This window comes from Bradyrhizobium sp. SHOUNA76 (assembly GCF_023006445.1).
GTDB lineage: Bacteria > Pseudomonadota > Alphaproteobacteria > Rhizobiales > Xanthobacteraceae > Bradyrhizobium.
Genome location: NZ_JALBHA010000602.1, coordinates 1 through 3456 on the forward strand (window position 1 = coordinate 1; position 3456 = coordinate 3456).

Annotated in this window: 6 protein-coding genes; 3 read left to right on the forward strand and 3 right to left on the reverse strand. The window is 65.7% G+C overall.

The genetic code is table 11. From position 1 onward, the window contains the following. Positions 1-43: 43 nt before the first annotated feature. Positions 44-649, reverse strand: coding sequence for a hypothetical protein (locus tag MOV74_RS34090; RefSeq protein WP_404979219.1), 606 nt, complete (start codon positions 647-649; stop codon positions 44-46). Between the two features lie 164 nt (positions 650-813). Here MOV74_RS34090 and MOV74_RS34095 point away from each other — a divergent pair, with 164 nt between their 5' ends. Continuing rightward, positions 814-1380: an SET domain-containing protein gene (locus MOV74_RS34095; RefSeq protein WP_246931367.1), complete on the forward strand. Its 567-nt coding sequence runs from the start codon at positions 814-816 to the stop codon at positions 1378-1380. Between the two features lie 150 nt (positions 1381-1530). Here the strand turns inward: MOV74_RS34095 and MOV74_RS34100 are convergent, their stop codons facing one another. Both MOV74_RS34100 and MOV74_RS34105 read right to left on the reverse strand, forming a co-directional pair. Continuing rightward, positions 1531-1929, reverse strand: a complete 399-nt coding sequence (locus tag MOV74_RS34100) for a hypothetical protein (RefSeq protein ID WP_246931368.1) — start codon at positions 1927-1929, stop codon at positions 1531-1533. A 37-nt stretch (positions 1930-1966) separates the two neighbouring features. Next, entirely contained in the window at positions 1967-2197 is a 231-nt protein-coding gene (locus MOV74_RS34105) for a hypothetical protein (RefSeq protein ID WP_246931369.1), read from the reverse strand. 101 nt (positions 2198-2298) lie between these two features. Between MOV74_RS34105 and MOV74_RS34110 the strand changes: the two genes are divergently transcribed. Continuing rightward, positions 2299-3120, forward strand: coding sequence for a helix-turn-helix domain-containing protein (locus tag MOV74_RS34110; protein WP_246931370.1), 822 nt, complete (start codon positions 2299-2301; stop codon positions 3118-3120). A gap of 40 nt (positions 3121-3160) precedes the next feature. Then, the coding region (locus MOV74_RS34115) for a helix-turn-helix domain-containing protein (protein WP_246931371.1) at positions 3161-3456 on the forward strand (296 nt) is incomplete at its 3' end.

Consider the following 3456-nt stretch of genomic DNA (forward strand, 5'->3'; position numbering starts at 1 on the left):
TGGCGCGCTACCGCGGCCGCCTGGCCAAGAATTAGGGGCGCCCCTAGCGCATCGTCGCCAGCTCGACCGCGCGGCCGCCTGCGCCGATGATCTTCACCTCGTCCTTGCCGCACGTGAAGCCGCGCGCGATATCGTCGGCGGCCCTGCGTGCAAGCTCATTGGCGGTGGGGTTGGCGACCGCATCGACATAGGCAACGTGGCAGACCGGCCCCGGCGGCAGCCGGGTCACGACCAGCATGGCCTTGGTGTTGGGCCGCCCCTGCTTGTCGGGATCGCTGTTGTCGGCGATGTGCCAGCGCTGGATGATCGCGAACGGCTTTCCGCCCGCGGCGCGCCATTCGATCGTGGTCTCGGATGAATTGAACGGGGCGAACCAGACCTTGGCCGCAGGTTCCTCGACCGCTTCTTTGCGACTGCGGCCGACCGAGACGATTTCGCGAAGATCGTCCTCGGCAATCAGCACCAGGAGGCCGTTCTTGCCCGGACAGACGCGCGTCGTGCTGCCGTCGAACTCGCTGGGCTTGCCGATCTGGCGGCAGTTCTTTGGCGCCGTCGAGGTGTAGCTGCTGCCCACGGATTGGGCGTCGACGCTGTTCAGGCCGATGCAACTCATCAACGCAGCGAGGCCAATGCGGGTGATGTGGCTCATCATGAGGGCTTTGATGGTACGGGAACTCCGTACCATCAGACGTCTTCATTGTGGGCAAGGTTCAAACAGGGCCGGGATATACCTGACAGCGGCGCGGAATCGTTCTAGAAGAGCGGCTTCGCTTGGGCTCTTCCAGCCTCGTTCGCGTCCTCGTTTACTTGATCATGCCAGCCACATCGTCGAACAAACCCTATCGCGTCGGCCGCTCCAAGACCGGACTCGGCCTCTTCGCCACCAAGCCGATCAAGAAGGGCACCCGGATCGTCCGCTATTTCGGACCGATCCTGGATTCGCGGATCCCGGCACATGACGAGATCGAGAACAAATACCTGTTCGAGCTCAACGGGCGCTGGACCATCGACGGCTCGGTGCGCAAGAACCTCGCCCGCTACATCAACCATTCCTGCCGGCCCAACGCCGAGTCCGACGTCCGCCCACGCGAGCGCAAGGTGTTCATCCGCGCCATCAGGAACATCGAGCCGGGCGACGAGATCAACTACGATTACGGCACCGACTATTTCAAAGCCTATCTGAAGCCGATCGGCTGCAAGTGCGACTCCTGCGAGAAGAAGCGCAAGAAGCTGCGCGCCGAGGCGCGGGCCGAACGTACCAAGGTGAAGGCGCGTACCGAAGGCAAGGCCAAGAAGGCAGGCGCCAAGAGTGCCAGCAAGGCCGCCAAGAAGAAGCTCAACGGCCACGCTGTTGGCAGGAAGAACGGCGCGCGGGCATAGCCTCCGCTCTCGTGCCCCGGACGCAGCGCAGCGCTTCTTCGGCGGTGCGCTGCAGAGCCGGGGCCCATCCCAGCGCGATTCGTACAATCTGGGTCCCGGCTCTGCGCCGCAACGCCAAAAGCGTTGCAGCGCGTCCGGGAGACGAGAGGCTCACGCCGCCACCACACTCCCACTTCTGCGCAATCCCAAATATTGCAGCTCGGCGAACACGCCGGTCGCAATGGCCTGCGCCACGACCATCAGCTCGCCAGCGAGGTTCGGCGACACTGCGCCAGACAGCAGCAGCGCGATACTGCCGGCCGTCCATGCGGCGTTGCCGACGATAACGAGGAGCACGAGCGGCTTCGGCACCGCGGCGCGCGAAGCGAGCCAGCCGACCAGCGCGGTATAGGCGATCAGGAACAGGCCGGTCTCGCGCAGCAGCGCCTCAGGCAGGTTGAACAGCGCAGCGAACGCGCTCGCGCCGAAGGTGAAGCCGAGCGCGGCGACGCCGCTGAAGATGGCGTCGGCGAGCAGGGCGCGGCGCAGGAAAGTGGATGCGTCGATCATCGTAGGTCTCCTTGCTTGGGTTGGGCTCGGGTGGAAATCAATGCAATCCGCGCCACCAGGCGCGGAGCAGGCGGGCGAGGCGGAACGGACAGAGGCTCCTGCCGACGCCGTGCTCGAAGGCGATGACCTGCGCGACCACATAATCGCCGGTCGAATGCACGAGTGGCTCCGGCATGTTGAGGCTGCGCGCCAGGATCCGGGTTGCGAATGCCATGGCCCAGGGCAAGACGTGGTCTGCGACGGTCCGATAGAGCAGCAGCGCGATCATGGTCATCTCCTGTTGCAACCGAAGATGCGCCGCCGCGCGGCCCAATTCGATTACCTCGCGGGTAATGGAAGGGCCGAAATCCGCATGATAGGTTTCTGGTCATGAACGCACATGCATCTACGGCCCAGGCCGAACGCAGCCAGCCGATCCATATCGGCGACCATTTGCGCGAATGGCGGCAGCGCCGCCGCATGAGCCAGCTCGATCTCGCCGGCGAGGCCGAGATCTCGGCGCGGCACCTGAGCTTCGTCGAGACCGGCCGCGCCGCGCCCTCGCGCGACATGGTGCTCAGGCTCGCCGAGCGTCTGGACGTGCCCTTGCGCGAACGCAACGTGCTGCTGGTGGCCGCCGGCTATGCGCCGGCATTCCCGCAGCGCCAGCTGGAGGATCCGGCCTTGAAATCAGCCCGCCAGGCGATCGACCTCGTCCTTAGAGCGCACGAGCCCAATCCCGCGCTGGCGGTGGACAGGCACTGGAACCTGGTCTCCGCCAATCGCATGGTGGCGCCGCTACTCGACGGCATCCCACAGCATCTGCTCGGCCAGCCCTTCAACGTGCTGCGGCTCGCCTTCCATCCCGAGGCGCTGGCGCCGCGCACGGTCAACCTTGCAGAATGGTGCGGGCATCTGTTGGAGCGGCTGCACCGGCAATGCGAGGCGACCGCCGATCCCGAGCTGATCAAGCTCTACAACGACCTGAAGAGCTATCCCATTCCGGCGCGCGCGGCCCCGCTTTCGAGCGACAGTGTCGCGATCCCGTTCAAGCTGCGACATGGCGGCGAGATCCTCAGCTTCTTCTCCACCACCATGGTGTTCGGCACGCCGGTGGACATCACGCTGTCGGAGCTGGCGCTGGAGACCTTCTTTCCGGCGGATGAGCGCACTGCCGAACGGCTGAAGCAGATGGCGGCCGGTTTGCCATAGCGGCGTTTACAGGCAGGAGCGGCCCCCGCATAATCTGCGGATGGACACACGCGCGTTCCGGCGGTTGCGGCCGGCCAATCCCGTCGGTGATCTCCTGCGCGGCTGGCGCATGCGCCGAGCCTCGAGCCAGGCGGGGCTGGCGTTCGAGGCCGGCATCTCGGTCAAGCATCTCAGCCATGTCGAGACCGGCAAGGCGGCAGCAAGCCGGGACATTCTGCTGCAACTCGCATCCGCTCTCGATTTGTCGCTGCGCGACCGCAACGCGCTGCTCGAGGCCGGCGGCTTCGCCCGGCAATATGGCGAGCGCGACCTTGCCGCGCCCGAGCTTGCCGATGC

Coding starts and splice junctions, on each gene's coding strand:
- MOV74_RS34095 (WP_246931367.1), top strand. CDS start 814: ATGCCAGCCACATCGTCGAACAAACCCTATCGCGTCGGCCGCTCCAAG.
- MOV74_RS34110 (WP_246931370.1), top strand. CDS start 2,299: ATGAACGCACATGCATCTACGGCCCAGGCCGAACGCAGCCAGCCGATC.
- MOV74_RS34105 (WP_246931369.1), bottom strand. CDS start 2,197: ATGATCGCGCTGCTGCTCTATCGGACCGTCGCAGACCACGTCTTGCCC.
- MOV74_RS34100 (WP_246931368.1), bottom strand. CDS start 1,929: ATGATCGACGCATCCACTTTCCTGCGCCGCGCCCTGCTCGCCGACGCC.
- MOV74_RS34090 (WP_404979219.1), bottom strand. CDS start 649: ATGAGCCACATCACCCGCATTGGCCTCGCTGCGTTGATGAGTTGCATC.